At 70.9% G+C, this 13,364-nt stretch carries 10 protein-coding genes and 2 pseudogenes; 10 read left to right on the forward strand and 2 right to left on the reverse strand.

What is annotated here, in order from left to right:
* Positions 1-68: 68 nt before the first annotated feature.
* Together mshB and AB0I49_RS15415 are read right to left on the reverse strand one after the other, a co-directional pair.
* Positions 69-953 (reverse strand): N-acetyl-1-D-myo-inositol-2-amino-2-deoxy-alpha-D-glucopyranoside deacetylase, encoded by an 885-nt coding sequence (gene mshB, locus AB0I49_RS15410; RefSeq protein ID WP_363227432.1) that lies wholly within the window; start codon positions 951-953, stop codon positions 69-71.
* A gap of 70 nt (positions 954-1,023) precedes the next feature.
* Positions 1,024-1,218 (reverse strand): hypothetical protein, encoded by a 195-nt coding sequence (locus AB0I49_RS15415; protein ID WP_363227434.1) that lies wholly within the window; start codon positions 1,216-1,218, stop codon positions 1,024-1,026.
* Between the two features lie 293 nt (positions 1,219-1,511).
* Between AB0I49_RS15415 and AB0I49_RS15420 the strand changes: the two genes are divergently transcribed.
* The 10 genes and pseudogenes from AB0I49_RS15420 to AB0I49_RS15465 all read left to right on the forward strand — a co-directional run.
* Positions 1,512-3,617 (forward strand): prolyl oligopeptidase family serine peptidase, encoded by a 2,106-nt coding sequence (locus AB0I49_RS15420; RefSeq protein WP_363227435.1) that lies wholly within the window; start codon positions 1,512-1,514, stop codon positions 3,615-3,617.
* A gap of 135 nt (positions 3,618-3,752) precedes the next feature.
* Positions 3,753-4,271 (forward strand): SigE family RNA polymerase sigma factor, encoded by a 519-nt coding sequence (locus AB0I49_RS15425; protein WP_363227436.1) that lies wholly within the window; start codon positions 3,753-3,755, stop codon positions 4,269-4,271.
* A complete protein-coding gene (locus tag AB0I49_RS15430) occupies positions 4,258-5,010 on the forward strand; it encodes a hypothetical protein (protein ID WP_363227437.1) in 753 nt (250 codons plus the stop codon). The genes AB0I49_RS15425 and AB0I49_RS15430 overlap by 14 nt, the downstream gene beginning before the upstream one ends.
* 179 nt (positions 5,011-5,189) lie before the next feature.
* Complete coding sequence (locus AB0I49_RS15435) at positions 5,190-5,951, forward strand: L,D-transpeptidase family protein (RefSeq protein WP_363227438.1); 762 nt, start codon at positions 5,190-5,192, stop codon at positions 5,949-5,951.
* A 351-nt stretch (positions 5,952-6,302) separates the two neighbouring features.
* Positions 6,303-7,340: an ABC transporter permease gene (locus tag AB0I49_RS15440; RefSeq protein ID WP_363227439.1), complete on the forward strand. Its 1,038-nt coding sequence runs from the start codon at positions 6,303-6,305 to the stop codon at positions 7,338-7,340.
* Positions 7,341-7,427: 87 nt separating this feature from the next.
* The gene (locus tag AB0I49_RS15445; protein WP_363227440.1) at positions 7,428-9,221 is read left to right on the forward strand and encodes an ABC transporter substrate-binding protein; all 1,794 of its coding nucleotides are present in this window, start codon (positions 7,428-7,430) and stop codon (positions 9,219-9,221) included.
* Positions 9,222-9,371: 150 nt separating this feature from the next.
* On the forward strand, positions 9,372-10,352 hold the full coding sequence (locus tag AB0I49_RS15450) for an ABC transporter permease (RefSeq protein WP_363227441.1): 981 nt from the start codon (positions 9,372-9,374) through the stop codon (positions 10,350-10,352).
* A gap of 60 nt (positions 10,353-10,412) precedes the next feature.
* Positions 10,413-11,480: an ABC transporter ATP-binding protein gene (locus tag AB0I49_RS15455; protein ID WP_363227480.1), complete on the forward strand. Its 1,068-nt coding sequence runs from the start codon at positions 10,413-10,415 to the stop codon at positions 11,478-11,480.
* Positions 11,481-11,490: 10 nt separating this feature from the next.
* Positions 11,491-12,564, forward strand: a pseudogene (locus AB0I49_RS15460) (dipeptide ABC transporter ATP-binding protein); the annotation flags it as partial.
* Positions 12,565-13,129: 565 nt separating this feature from the next.
* Positions 13,130-13,357, forward strand: a pseudogene (locus AB0I49_RS15465) (Scr1 family TA system antitoxin-like transcriptional regulator); the annotation flags it as partial.
* Positions 13,358-13,364: the final 7 nt, after the last annotated feature.

Below are 13,364 nucleotides of genomic sequence, written 5' to 3' on the forward strand. Positions count from 1 at the left end.
CCCGCCGGCCTTGCCGGACCCGCCGCCCGATGACGCCTTGGCGCGCTTCGCGCCGTCGCCCGCCGCCGTCACAGCGCCACCCCCGCGAACAGGTCGTCCTCGCGCTCGGCGCCGGCCGGGCCCCGTACGAGCTCGTAGTGCTCCGTCGAGAGCAGCGGCTGCCCCAGGTCGTTCGAGAGCGCGAAGAACGGGCCGTCCACGGCGATCTGGGTGGCGTGGGCGCGCATCGCGGCGGTCTTGGCCGCGCTGTGCGCCGACCCGTCGATCGCCGCCGTGATGTCCGCGTCGTCGACGACGCCCGGCACGTCCTCGGTGGTGGCGATCTCGGGGAAGGGGCTGTCCTTCCCGGCGGCCCGCAGCCGGGCGAAGCCCTCCTCGACGACGGAGCGCGGTATGCGGTTCCAGTAGATCTTCGCGATGGCGTGGGCCGCGCCGAGCTCCGGCCGGAAGGCGGCGTCGGCGGCCAGGTCGGCGGCGCGCATCGCGACACGGTGCGCCTGGATGTGGTCGGGGTGGCCGTAACCGCCCTGCGGGTCGTACGTGATCAGCACCTGCGGACGGACCTCGCGGATCACCTCAACGAGGTACCCGGCGGCGTCGTCCAGCTCCGCCTGCCAGAAGGCGTCGGGGCGCTCGTTCTGCGGCGCGCCCATCATCCCCGAGTCGCGGAACCGGCCCGCGCCCCCGAGGAAGCGGTGGTCCGTGACGCCCAGCGCCTTCATCGCGGCGGCCAGCTCGCCCACGCGGTACGGGCCGAGGGCGTCGTCCCGGTCGGCTGCGAGGTGCGCCAGCTCGGGCGGGATCACCTCGCCCTCCTCGCCGAGGGTGCAGGTCACGAGCGTGACATGGGCGCCCGCGGCCGCGTACGCGGCCATGGTCGCGCCATTGTTGATCGTCTCGTCGTCCGGGTGGGCGTGCACCAGGAGCAGTCGGCGGGCCGGAAGGTCACTCATGGGAACAGCGTACGAGCCGCGCGCCGCCGCCGGACGACGGGAACCGGCTCACCGCCGACTCACCGCCGGCTCAGAACTTGAGGTTGCCGATCATCCCCGCGACGTTCGTGGTGAGCTGGTGGAGGGTCGGGGCGATGGACGAGCTGGCCAGGTAGAACCCCAGCAGCATGCAGACCGCCGCATGTCCTGCCTTCAGCCCGGACTTCCGGACCAGCAGGAAGACGATGATCGCCAGCAGCACCACCGCCGAAATCGAGAGTGCCACAGCGGTTCACCTCCAGGGACGCGCGGTCGGATGGACAGCAAGGAACGCAGGCATGGGGAAGCCCAGGCAATGCATACCCACTATGCGCGAGTGATCATAACTTTCCGTACGCGCGCATGAGTCGGTGCACGGGAGCAAAACGGGGCGCACACCCGCGGCGGCCTCGGCATCCGCACCCCGCGGATATGCCCCCGTCCGTAGGCCAGTTGAGGTTTCAACCGGCAAGATCGCGTGAAGGACCCAGGGCTGTGGCCGAAACGGTGGGGTCAGGAGGGGAAACGTAAGGTCAAGACATGACTTTTCCGCGGCAGCACGCGCGCACCCAGCGCTTCACCCTCGGCGCCCCGCGCGCCTTCACCGTGTCCCCCGACGGCTCTCGTGTCGCCTTCCTGCGCTCCCGGACGGGCACCGATCGAGCGAACGTCCTGTGGGTCCTGGACCTCGACGAGAACCGCGAGTACCCGGCGGCGGACCCGCGGACGCTGCTCGGCGGCGCGGGCGAGCGGCTGTCCGCCGAGGAGCGGGCGCGGCGCGAGCGCACCCGCGAGGGTTCGGCGGGCGTGGTGGGCTACGCGACGGACGCGGCGGCCGAGTTGGCGGCGTTCGCCCTCTCCGGCCGGCTCTTCGCCACCGACCTGCGGACCGGCGAGGCGCGCGAACTGCCCGCCCCCGGACCGGTCGTCGACCCGCGCCCCTCCCCCGACGGGCGGCACATCGCGTACGCCGCGGGCGGCGCGCTGCGGCTCGTCGCCGCGGACGGCACGGGCGACCGCGCCCTGGCCGCGCCCGAGGGATCCGAGGTGTGGGGCCTCGCCGAGTTCATCGCCGCCGAGGAGATGGACCGCTACCGCGGCTTCTGGTGGTCCCCCGGGAGCGACGCGCTGCTCGCCGCCCGCGTCGACGACTCCCCCGTGCGCCGCTGGTGGATCGCCGACCCCGCCAACCCGGACCGCGAGCCGTCCGAGCAGGCGTACCCGGCCGCCGGCACCCCGAACGCCGACGTGTCCCTGGCCCTGCTGCGTCTCGACGGCACCCGCGCCGACATCGAGTGGGACCGCGACCGGTACCCCTACCTGGCGCGCGTCCACTGGTCGGCGGACGGGCCGCCGCTGCTTCTCGTCCAGGCCCGCGACCAGCGCTCCCAACTGCATCTGGCGGTGGACCCCGAGACCGGCGCGACCCGCATGCTACACGCGGACGAGGACCCGGTGTGGCTGGATCTGTTCCCCGGCGTGCCCGCCTGGACGCCGGACGGCCATCTGCTGCGGATCGCGGACGAGGGCGGCGCGCGAGTGCTCGTCGTCGGCGACCGCGCCCTGACCGGGCCGCAGTTGCACGTGCGGTCCGTGCTGGACGTGGGCGGCAACGACGTGCTCGTCTCGGCGTCCGCCGGGCCCGAGGCCGCCGCCCCGGAGACCGGCGAGGTGCACGTCTACCGCGTCAACGAACTGGGCGTGGAGCGCGTCTCGCAGGGGCGGGGCGTGCACTCGGCCGTACGGTCCGGCGACGTCTGCGTGCTGGTCTCCGCGTCGCCGGAGCGCTGCGGGGCCGCCGTCGAGGTGCTGCGCGACGGCAAGCGGACCGCCGTCGTGGAGTCGTACGCCGAGAAGCCGGAGCTGACCGCCCGCCCGGAGCTGACCGAGGCCGGGCCGGACCGCATCCCGTGCGCCGTCCTGCTGCCCGCCGGCTACCGCGAGGGCGACGGTCCGCTCCCCGTGCTCATGGACCCCTACGGCGGTCCGCACGGCCAGCGCGTCGTCGCCGCGCACAACGCGTATCTGACCTCGCAGTGGTTCGCCGACCAGGGGTTCGCCGTGGTCGTCGCCGACGGCCGGGGCACTCCGGGCCACTCGCCCGGCCGGGAGAAGGCCATCCGCGACACCATGTCCGACGTGGTCCTCGACGACCAGGTCGCCGCCCTGCGGGCGCTCGCCGAGCGCTACCCGCTGGATCTCGGCCGGGTCGGAATCCGCGGCTGGTCCTTCGGCGGCTATCTCGCGGCCCTCGCGGTGCTGCGCCGCCCGGACGTCTTCCACGCGGGCGTCGCGGGCGCGCCCGTCACCGACTGGCGGCTGTACGACACCCACTACACGGAGCGCTATCTCGGCCACCCGGACGAGCAGCCGCAGGTGTACGACGCCAACTCCCTCATCACGGACGAGGGGCTGTCGGGCGCGGCGGAGGAGGTCCGGCCGCTGATGATCGTGCACGGTCTCGCGGACGACAACGTGGTGGCCGCGCACACCCTGCGGCTGTCCTCGGCGCTCCTCGCGGCGGGCCGTCCGCACGAGGTGCTGCCGCTGTCGGGGGTGACGCACATGACGCCGCAGGAACAGGTGGCGGAGAACCTGCTGCTCCTCCAGGTGGACTTCCTCAAGCGGTCGCTGAAGATCGGCTGAAAGCCGCCGCCCCTTCCCCCGACCGGTGGCCCTGAAACTCGTGCGTCACCTGAGGCAACCCGATCCGCGTCCCACCCGGTCGAAGGAGTGTGACAGGAGCGACGCGGACAGGAACCCGATGGCGAGGACACCACTGTGACGGCCGGCGAACCGGGCTTCGAGGAGTTCGTCGCCGCGCGCGGCCCGCGGATGCTGCGGGTCGCGTGGCTGCTCACAGGCGATGCCCATCAGGCCGAGGACCTGCTCCAGACGGTCCTCGCCAAGGTCTGGCCGAAGTGGAACCGGATCACGGCGGACGACCCGGAGGCGTACGTCCGCAAGGCGCTGGTGAACACCCACGCCTCGTGGTGGCAGCGCCGCTGGCGCGGCGAGGTGCCGCACGGCGAGGTGCCGGACGCGCTCGCCGCGCCCGATCCGTACGACGCCGTCGATCTGGAGAGTTCGCTGGGAGCCGCCGTCCGGCGGCTCCCGAAGCGGCAGCGCGCGGTCGTCGTGCTGCGCTACTTCGAGGACCTGAGCGTCGAGGAGACGGCCGCGGTGCTCGGCTGCCGGCCGGGCACGGTCAAGAGCCAGGCGTCGAAGGCGCTCAAGGCGCTGCGCGGTCAGGTGCGGGCGGCGCCGGCGGAGGGGGGTGCGCGCGGTGAACGAGGCTGACGAGGAACGGGAGCTGCGGCGCCTGCTGGAGCACGCCGTGCCCCGGCTCTCCGCCCCCGAGCAGCGGATGCGCCAGGTGCGCCGCCGGGTGACGCACCGCCGCCGGCGGCGCACGGCCGGGCTGGCCGCGGGCGTCGCCGCGGTGGCGCTCGCCGCGGTGCTGTCGTGGCCGTCCGCCGTTCCCGCGCCGACGGAGGAGCCGATTCCAGTGGCTTCCGGGTCCACCGGGCGACCGGTCCGCTACTCCGAACTGCTGGGCCTGGGGTACCGGCTCCCACCGGGCTGGCACGCGCAGGCCCCCACCGTTCCGCCGGACAACGCCTCTCCGACGGCCTTCGCCGCCACCCAGCCGCTGTCCGGGCGGCCCGCGTGCGCCGAGAAGACCGCCACCGGCAGCCCCTGCGGGCCGCTGGACGCGCTGGACAGCGGCGGCGCGCTGGTCGCGTTCCGGCGGACGCCCGTCGAGAAGGCCGCGACGGACGCGTCCTTCCGTCTCACGACGGAGAAGTCGCCGACGCCCGAGTGCCGGAAGATCGGCGGCACCCGCGAACTGACGGCGTCCCGCACCGTCCTGCGCGACGCCAGCCCCGACCTCGGGACCGGCGAGGACGAGGCGATCGCCGTGTCCGTCTGCCTGCGGGAGCCCGCCGGGGCATCGCTGGCGCAGGCCCGCGACTTGCTGGCCAGCGTGGCCTTCGGCGGCCCCGAGCCCACGGCGACGCGCGGCTCCGGCCGCTGACCGGGCCGCGCCGCACCCGCGCCGCCGCCCGTACGCCCGGTTCCTCGCGTCCAGCCGCTCGTACGCCCGGTGTCCCGTACGTCCAGCCGCTCGTACCCCCCGTTTCCCGTACGTCCAGCCGCTCGTGCCCGCCGCTCCTCGCACACCATCACCCCCACGCCTACTGAAAGGGCGCCCCCATGTCCGTACGCCTTCCGCTCGCAGCGCGCCCGCTGTGCGCGTCCCTGCTGGCCCTGGTCTGCGCGGGTTCGCTCGCCGGGTGCGGCGGGCAGTCCGCCGGCGGGGTGCGCACCGCCCCCGCGACGCAGGCCCAGGAGACGACCACGCCCGAGGCGGCGGCCGCCCCGACGCTGCCGAGCGAGCTGCCCGGCCTCGGGCCGCGCACGCTCGCGAAGATACCGGCCGGCACCGGGCAGGCCGTGGTCGTGACCGGCAAGGGGAAGAACTCGCCGGAGTCCACCGTCGTCGTGTACGAGCGCACGTCCGAGGGCTGGCGGGCGGGCGCCCCCTGGCCCGCGCACAACGCGCTGCGCGGCTGGTCGGAGAAGCACCGGATGGGCGATCTGCGCTCGCCGATCGGGGTGTTCACGCTCACCGACGCGGGCGGCAGGCTCGCCGATCCCGGTACGAAACTGCCGTACAGCCGCTCCAACGGCTTCAGCGTGGGCGGCACCGGGTTCGCGAACGAGCCCCTGGCGGGCTCCTTCGACTACGTCGTGGCCATCGACTACAACCGGAAGCCCGGCACTTCGCCGATGGACTGGACGCGTCCGATGGGCGAGGACCGCGGCGGCGGCATCTGGCTCCACGTCGACCACGGCGGCCCCACGCACGGCTGTGTGAGCGTCGGCCAGGACCGGATGGCCGAGCTGCTGCGGACGCTGGACCCCGCGCGCAAGCCGATCGTCGTCATGGGCGACGCCGCGTCCCTCAGGCGCTGAATCCGCCGAGCCGCCCGCCCGCTGCCCGCCGCCGGCCGGCCGCCGGGCCCGGAGCGCCCATCCCGGATCGCCCGCCCCGTCGCCGGAATATCCCAATACCCCTCACACACCGCGCTATTCGGCCCTCGGTTGCCCGCCGATAGCCATTGTCAAGCACGCCCGCACCTCAATCTGCACAACCTTCGCTCAAGATACGGAGGAACTGCGTATCCGCCGCCGACGCCTTCTTGACCGGCCTGTGGCTTCATTGCAAAAGTCCACTCAACTCGCGGCGCACACAGCGCCCGCGACGGCTCCACGAGTTGACAGTGCGGACGACAGTGCGGACGACCAGTGCGGGGGCTTCACGCGATGACGAGTCCTTCCCAGGCCGCGGCGGCGGGCGCCGGCGGCTCCTCCCCCCTCGACCCGCTGAACATCACCCCGGACGGCGGCGGGGATGTGGGAAAACTGGTCGGGCGGTCGCCGGGCCAGCTGATGTGGCGGCGGTTCAAGCGCGACCGCACGGGCGTGATCTCGGCGTTCATCGTGCTCTTCTTCCTGCTGGTCGCCATCGCCGCGCCGCTGATCTCCAAGCTGTACGGAAAGGATCCGACGACGACGTACGGGCTCGACGAGCCGGGCCTGCTCAATGAATTCGGATATCCGATCGAACCGAACGGCGGGATATCCGGCGACTTCTGGTTCGGCATCGAGCCGACGCTCGGCCGGGATGTTTTCACACAGCTCGTCTACGGAATCCGCACCTCGCTCCTGATCGCCACGATCGCCACCCTGCTCTGCGTGGCCACGGGCGTGCTGATCGGCGTCACCGCCGGCTATATCGGCGGCCGGACCGATTACTTCCTGGGCCGCTTCATCGATCTGCTGCTGGCGTTCCCCAGCCAATTGTCCTTCGTCGCCTTCACCCCCGTCGTGTACTCCCTCTTCGTCTCCCCGGAGAAGGAGACGCCCACCTATCTGCGGGTGGTGACGCTGATTCTGGTGCTGTGGCTGCTGGGCTGGATGGGAATGGCCCGGCTCCTCCGCGGTCAGGTGCTCAGCCTGCGCGAACGGGAGTTCGTGGAGGCCGCGAAGGTCACCGGGGCCTCGCCGTGGCGCATCATCACCAAGGAACTGCTGCCCAATCTGTGGACGCCGATCCTGGTGCAGACGACGCTGATGCTGCCGACGCTGGTCACCGTGGAGGCCGGTCTCTCCTTCCTCGGCGTCGGAATCGTCGAGCCGACCCCCGACTGGGGCCGCATGTTCAAGGCCGGCGCCGACTATTACGAGAGCGACCTCACCTACATCTTCTTCCCGGGCATCGCCATGATTGTCTTCGTGGTCGCCTTCAACCTGCTCGGGGATTCGGTCCGGGACGCATTCGACCCGAAGACGAACCGCTAGGCGAAGCCACGGATATCCGGGCCGCGCACGGCACGGACGCACGCGCCGCGGATATCCATCCGAAACCCGAGGCAGGAGCAACGACTGATGACTTCGTCTCCCCAGCGCAGAGCCCGGCTCGCCGCCGTGGCCCTGGCCACCGGAGCCCTTGTGCTCACCGCGTGCAGCAGCGGCGGCGGGGGCGGTGGCGGCAAGAAGGAACAGGGCCCGTCCTCGGACAAGAACAAGGCCTCCAATTTCACGATCGGCACCGAGGCGGATTCGAAGGGCCCCGCCCCCGAGGTGCCCGGCGCCAAAAAGGGCGGCGCCGTCACCGTTCTCCAGCGCGACGCGTTCAACCATCTCGACCCCGGCCAGATCTACTACTCCGACATGCTGACCGCCCAGATGCTCTACAACCGCTCGCTCACCTCCTACAAGGTGGATCCCTCCGGCAAGGCCAAGGTCGTCGGCGACCTCGCCACCGGCCCCGGCACCGCCTCCGACGGCGGCAGGACCTGGACGTTCAAGCTCAAGGACGGGCTGAAGTTCCAGGACGGCTCGCCGATCACGTCCAAGGACGTGCGGTGGGGCATCGAGCGGCTCTACGCCGATTTCGAGACCGACGGCCCGATGTACATTCCGCAGTGGCTCTCGGGCGACGGGACCTCGTTCCGCAAGGCGCTGCCGGACGGCCCGTACAAGGGCAAGCACCTGCCGGCCTCGGTGCTGGACACCCCCGACGACAAGACGGTCGTCCTGCACTTCCGCAAGCCGCACGCGGACACCCCGTTCGCGACCGCGATGCCCAACATCGGGGCGGTGAAGGCGGCCAAGGACACCCAGCGCAAGTACGACATCGCGCCCTTCTCCTCCGGCCCGTACCAGGTCCAGGACTTCAAGGTCGGCAAGTCGCTGACGCTGGTGAAGAACCCCAACTGGGACCCGAAGACGGACCCGATCCGGCACCAGTTCGTCGACCGGTTCGACATCAGCTTCGGCCACCAGCCCCAGGACCAGACGCGGCGCGTCCTGGCGCAGCAGGGCGCCGACAAGAACGCGATGTCGTTCACCAACGCCGTCGATCCGGGCATGACGCAGAACGTTCTGGACGACGCCGGCACCAAGGCCCGGCGCTTCGTGGAGATCCAGCCGTACGTCGACTACATCAGCTTCAACATGACGCGGCTCAAGGACGTCAAGGTCCGCAAGGCGCTGGCCTACGCGATGCCCAACGGGCAGATCCTCCAGCAGAACGGCGGCACGACCGCCGGCACCATCGCCACCAACTACCTGTCCCCGGCGATGGACGGCTACCAGGCCACCGACCCGTACGGGAAGAAGACGCACCCGGCGGGCGACGCGGAGAAGGCCAGGGCGCTGCTGAAGGAGGCCGGGAAGGTCGGCCAGGAGATCGTCTACGCCTACCGCAACACGGACGTGGAACAGAAGGTCGCGGTGGTGGTGACCCAGGCGCTCCAGAAGGCCGGCTTCAAGGTCCAGAAGAAGGAGGTGGACGCCAACACCTGGCGGACGGCGACTTCCCAGGTGGACAACAAGTTCGACATCTACCGCTCCTCGTGGGGCGCGGACTGGCCGGTCTCCTCGACGGTCTTGCCGCCGCTCTTCGACGGCCGGGTGATCGCGGACGGCAGCCAGAACTACGGGCACCTCGACAACCCCAAGGTCAACTCCGAGATCGACCGCATCAACGCGATCACGGACATCAAGCAGGCCGCGCCGCAGTGGATGAAACTCGCCGACAAGATCCTGACGGAGGACGTGCCGGGCGTCCCGACGTTCTACAACCGCCAGTTCTCGCTGTGGGGTTCGGGGCTCGGCGGCGTCAAGTACCAGCCGGTGTACGGCTCGGTCGACCCGACCAGCGTCTTCGTGAAGTAGCGGAAGCAGCAGACGCAACAGAAACAACAGAAGCAACAGCAGTAGCACTGGCCGCACGTACGGCCGTGCCCGCCGGTCACCGAGGCGGGCACGGCCCCCTCCCACCAGCCAGGACGCCCCGCGCGCCCGTACCGGAAGAACCGCGATGCCATGCTTCGATTCCTCGCCCGCCGCACGCTCGGCGCGCTCGTCATCATCCTGCTGATCAGCGCGATCACGTTCTTCCTGTTCTTCGCGCTGCCCTCCGAGCCGGCCCTGATGTCCTGCGGCAAGAACTGCACGCCGGACGCGCTCGCCGTCATCAACAAGAACCTCGGCCTGGACCAGCCCGTACCCGTCCAGTACTGGCACTACATGATCGGCATCTTCGCGGGCCGCGACCTGACCGTGGGCCACTGCCCGGCCCCCTGCTTCGGCTACTCCTTCTCCAACCAGCAGCCGGTCTGGGGCACCATCGTCGACCGCTACCCCACCACGCTCTCGCTCGCGCTCGGCGGCGCGTTCGTCTTCCTGATCGTCGGCGTCGGCTTCGGCATGATCGCGGCGGCCCGGCGCGGCACGGTCGTCGACAAGTTCTTCAGCTCGCTGTCGCTGATCGGCAACTCGCTGCAGATCTACTTCGTGGGCGTCATCGCGCTCGGCCTCTTCGTCAGCGGCGGGCTGCGCATCCTGGACGAGCCGGGCTACCACCCGTTCACGGAGAACCCCGGCAAATGGTTCATGGGGATGCTGCTGCCCTGGCTGGTCCTGTCGATCATCTTCGTCGCCAACTACACGCGTATGACGCGCTCCCAGATGATCGAGCAGCTGGGCGAGGAACATGTGCGGACGGCGCGGGCCAAGGGGCTGTCCCGCCGCGCCGTCTTCTTCCGCTACGCGTGGCGCGGGGCGCTGGCCCCCATCGTCACCATCTTCGGCATCGACCTCGGCTCGCTCTTCGGCGGCGCCATGATCACCGAGTTCACCTTCAATCTGCACGGCCTCGGGCGGCTCGCGGTCTCCTCGGTGACCGAGACGGACCTGCCGACGCTGATGGCGGTGATGCTGGTCGGCTGCACGGCGATCGTCGTGGCCAACATCATCGTGGACGCGGCCTATGCCTTCATCGACCCGCGCGTGCGCCTGGCGTGAGCGCCCTCCGAGCCCGCCCCGCCCATTTCAGGAGCCTGGAGAACCACCGACGTGACCACTGTGACCCAGCCCGGCGCCGCCGGCCCCGCCCCGGACGCGGGCCCGGACCAGGACGACGCGTTCCTGTCCGTACGCGATCTGTATGTGCGCTTCGGCACCGAGGACGGCGTCGTCAAGGCCGTCGACGGGCTCTCCTTCGACCTCGCCCGCGGCCGGACGCTGGGCATCGTCGGCGAGTCCGGCTCCGGCAAGTCCGTCACCAACCTGACCGTGCTCGGGCTGCACGACCCGCGCAACACCGAGGTCAAGGGCGAGATCCGGCTGGACGGGCAGGAGTTGACCGGCGCGGGCGAGCGGACCCTGGAGCGGCTGCGCGGCAACAAGATGGCGATGATCTTCCAGGACTCGCTGACCGCGCTCTCGCCGTACTACACGGTGGGCCGCCAGATCGCCGAGCCGTTCCGCAAGCACACCGGCGCCTCCCGGCGGGACGCGCGGCTGCGGGCGGTCGAGATGCTGGAGAAGGTCGGCATCCCCAACGCGACGCTGCGCGTGGACGATTACCCGCACCAGTTCTCCGGCGGCATGCGGCAGCGCGCGATGATCGCGATGGCGCTGGTCTGCGACCCGGAGCTGCTGATCGCGGACGAGCCGACCACCGCCCTCGACGTCACCGTGCAGGCGCAGATCCTCGACCTGCTGCGCGAACTCCAGCAGCAGACCGGCTCGGCGATCATCCTGATCACCCACGACCTGGGCGTCGTCGCCAACACCGCCGACGACCTGCTGGTGATGTACGCCGGCCGGGTCGTCGAGCGCGGCACGGTCGGCGAGGTGCTACGGGCGCCCCAGCACCCGTACACGTGGGGGCTGCTGGGCTCGATGCCGCGCCTCGCCTCGAACGTGGCGGAGCCGCTCACCCCGATTCCGGGCGCGCCCCCGAGCCTGCTGGCCCCGCCGCCGGGCTGCCCCTTCCATCCGCGCTGCGGCTTCGCGGCCGACGTGCCCGGCGACCGGTGCCGGACGGAGCGACCGGAGCTGCCGGCCGGGCGCGGCGCGACCTGCCATCTGACCGCGGAGCAGAAGCGGACCACCTTCACCGAGCAGATCAAGCCCCGGCTGGGCTGAGGAGCGAACGCAGATGACCGAGATCCTCGTCGCCGAGGGGCTGACCAAGCACTTCCCCATCATGGGCGGCTTCCCGATCAAGCGGCGGGTGGGGGCCGTACAGGCCGTGGACGGCATCGACCTGACCGTACGGGCCGGGGAGAGCTTCGGCCTGGTCGGCGAGTCCGGCTGCGGCAAATCCACCACCGGCCGCCTCCTGACCCGGCTGCTGGAACCGACCGCCGGGAAGATCAGCTACCAGGGGCAGGACATAACCCACGCCGGCCGCAAGGCACTGGCCCCGGTCCGCTCCGAAATCCAGATGATCTTCCAGGACCCCTACTCGTCCCTGAACCCGCGCCAGACGGTCGGCACGATCATCTCCGGGCCCATGGAGATCAACGGAATCGACCCGCCGGGCGGCCGCGAGGCCCGCGTCCGCGAACTCCTGGAGACCGTCGGCCTCAGCCCCGAGCACTACAACCGCTTCCCGCACGAATTCTCCGGCGGCCAGCGCCAGCGCATCGGCGTGGCCCGCGCCCTGGCCCTCGACCCCAAACTCGTCGTCGCCGACGAGCCCGTCTCCGCCCTCGACGTCTCCATCCAGGCCCAGGTCGTCAACCTCCTCCAGGAACTCCAGCGCGAACTGGGCATCGCCTTCCTCTTCATCGCCCACGACCTCGCCGTGGTCCGCCACTTCTCGCAGCGCGTGGCCGTCATGTACCTCGGCAAGATCGTAGAAGTCGGCGCCAGGGACGACATCTACCAACGCCCCCGCCACCCGTACACCCACGCCCTGCTCTCGGCCGTACCGGAAGCGACATTGGTCGACGACACCGAGACCACGGTCCCCCGCCAACGCATCCGCCTGGCCGGCGACGTCCCCTCCCCCATCGAACCCCCCTCCGGCTGCCGCTTCCGCACCCGCTGCTGGAAGGCCCAGGACATCTGCGCCCGAACCACCCCACCCCTGACCCGCATCGACGGAAACCGGGAAGGCCACCTGTCCGCCTGCCACTTCCCGGAAGCGCCGACCATGGAAATCGACGAGAACGTGGTCCTGGACCCGGCCCTGCGGGCGAAGGAGGGGGGCGGGGAGGGCTGACGGGCGGGGCGCGCCGCTTCCCGTCGAGAAGGGGGCGATGCCGCTGCATACGGCCCGGTACTCGGGGTGAGTGCTCATGTCCTGGGCGATGCTGAACGGCACATAGCGATAGCTGCGGCTCAACGTGACTCCTCGGGGTCCGTCGTCGGCGCGAGAGCCGCCGTCGGGGGTGGCGGCGGATCGCACGGCCGTGTCGGGCTTGCCACGACCGGCGAGGTGCTCGGGGCACTGACAGGGCGGGAACGCGGGGAGCATGGGGCCCGCGGGACGGGACACGCCGAGGGCCGGGGTCTTGGGTACCAGGAGCACACCGTCGATGCCGCGTGCGGCTTCGGACTGAACGTCAAACAGGTGCGGCAGTGCCGGAGGATGAGCCAGCACGGGTTCGGCAACGCGACGGGCTACTCGGAGGGTTACGTCAGCTTCGGCGCATCCTGGAAGGGGACCATCCGAGCTGGTTCATCCCCTACGTGCAGCTGGGACGAAGAGCGGCGAGCATCCTCGGCTACTCGACGATGTTCATCGTGCCGTCTTCCGCGCCGGGAACCCTCGTGAGGAGACAGCAGTGATCGAAAGCAAGGTCTCCGCTCGCACAAGGCGTCACGAGGTCATGGAACGGGAATCTCCTCCCTTGCTCTGGATCGTGCTCCATGAAGCAGCCCTCAGGACGTGCATGGGAGGACCACAGGTCATGGCACAGCAGCTCGAACACCTAGCGCAGGAAGCCGAGTCGCCTCACATCACCATCCAAGTGCTGCCCTTCAGAGCGGGAGCACCCGCCACAGGTACCGCGTTCACGT

Origin of the sequence: Streptomyces sp. NPDC050617 (genome assembly GCF_040654795.1) — a bacterium.
Lineage (GTDB): Bacteria > Actinomycetota > Actinomycetes > Streptomycetales > Streptomycetaceae > Streptomyces.